Source organism: Prevotella sp. oral taxon 317 str. F0108, from assembly GCF_000162415.1.
GTDB lineage: Bacteria > Bacteroidota > Bacteroidia > Bacteroidales > Bacteroidaceae > Prevotella > Prevotella conceptionensis.
In genome coordinates, this window is record NZ_GG740073.1 from 613,873 (window position 1) to 615,440 (window position 1,568).

Genomic DNA, 1,568 nt, shown 5'->3' on the forward strand with positions numbered 1-1,568 from the left:
TTTTTTGAGTTAATGAGTTTTTGAGGTGGTAAGTTTATAAGCTTATGAGTTTGTAACTTTATGGCTTGTTAAGTTTATGAACTATGCTTAATGGACGTTTGGGAAAGGACTTTGTCATTTATAACCAGCCGTTAATCTGGGTTTAGCGTGGCTTATGATATAACAACAAAACGCCCGAAGGCGTTTCGTTGGGTGTACTTCCACCGGGAATCGAACCCGGATCAAAGGTTTAGGAAACCTACGTTCTATCCATTGAACTATGGAAGCCCTGAATTAATGTGCTGCAAAGTTACGTTAAAAGACGCACAATGCAAAATAAAATGCTGCTTTTGTTGAGGTTTGTGCCATAAAATGCTACATATTCGACATGCCGTGCAACAGAATTACAATGCCAAAAAATGCACAATAGAGCGCAGCCAACATCAATGCGACAAGTTTTATGCGCCTGCTTTTGCGATAAGGGGCAAGGGCAAACCACAAGGCAGACAAAGGAAGGAGTGCAAGTAGAAACAAACCCTTGGCTGTGGCTATGCTTGTAGCAAACGAGAGCAAGAAAAACACCAGATAATAAGCAAAAGCAAAACCAATGGTTAGGCGCACGGCCTTATCCCCTTTGGGCTTAGACAGCAAGGCGTAAGTGGCATAGATGATGGCCAGGAGCGACACCCAAACCATGTCGTACATAAAGAAGAGGGTGAAATTGTTCATTGGTTCTGATTTTATAGGATGACTTCGTTGTATGATGGTCAATTAAGACGGACAAGTAGGGATAGTTAGATAAGTTCTATCGAATAATCCATAAAATATGGTGGTAGCAACAGTTGGCATGCGTTAATTCACCACCAACAAGCCATACGGCCCAGTTGTAGATGCGCGATAGCGTATCAGTTTGTTGCCTTGTGCGCCCTCGGCCACGTTTCCACCCGTTGAAAGGTTGTACTTGCGACGGCAGTTGGCGCAGGTTGCGAACCCGTTTGCTTGCACTGTTAGCGGATAACTGCGGCGCGGAACGGCGGTAGACGAGTAGCAATTGGGGCATTGCAGGTCGTAGGCATAGAATACGGGTGGGTCTGACAACAGGCCATAGCCCAGTATCAGCCCGTTGTTTATGCCCAAAACCACACCTCGGTTTTGGTCAACGGCTGTGGCCTTCGATGCTTGTTGTGCTCCGCCGCCACCTGCAACGAAGTTGAATTCAACATAACTGTTTTGTCCTGAGTAGCGCGTCTGCATGCTCACGGTTACGAAAACGTTGCTGTGGGGCGACATGGCCGATGCCAATACGGCGTTGTTTTGCACCTGATTATCAAAGATAAAGTAGGCGCGGCGGTCCGAAAACTCGTTCTCTACCTTTCCGCACGAGCTTAATAGGGCGCAAGCCAAGGGCAAAAGCATGGCGATGAGTAATGGATGAATTTTTGTTTTGAGCATAAGCGGATTGGTTAAAGGTGAAAAGATGGGTATGGATGTCTGTTGGATAAGTTGGATAAGTCGGACAGGTCGGACAAGTCAGACTGGTCGGAAAAGCGCATGGCTAAACAGCTTTAACCCATCAAAACTACTACTTA

At 46.0% G+C, this 1,568-nt stretch carries 2 protein-coding genes and 1 tRNA gene; all 3 read right to left on the minus strand.

From position 1 onward, the window contains the following. Nucleotides 1-195: 195 nt before the first annotated feature. The 3 genes from HMPREF0670_RS08980 to HMPREF0670_RS08990 all read right to left on the minus strand — a co-directional run bounded on the left by HMPREF0670_RS08980 (nt 196) and on the right by HMPREF0670_RS08990 (nt 1,431). A tRNA-Arg gene (locus tag HMPREF0670_RS08980) sits at nt 196-267 on the minus strand. Nucleotides 268-354: 87 nt separating this feature from the next. Next, the gene (locus HMPREF0670_RS08985; RefSeq protein WP_009230841.1) at nt 355-708 is read right to left on the minus strand and encodes a hypothetical protein; all 354 of its coding nucleotides are present in this window, start codon (nt 706-708) and stop codon (nt 355-357) included. A 123-nt stretch (nt 709-831) separates the two neighbouring features. Then, nucleotides 832-1,431, minus strand: coding sequence for a hypothetical protein (locus HMPREF0670_RS08990; RefSeq protein ID WP_009230842.1), 600 nt, complete (start codon nt 1,429-1,431; stop codon nt 832-834). Nucleotides 1,432-1,568: the final 137 nt, after the last annotated feature.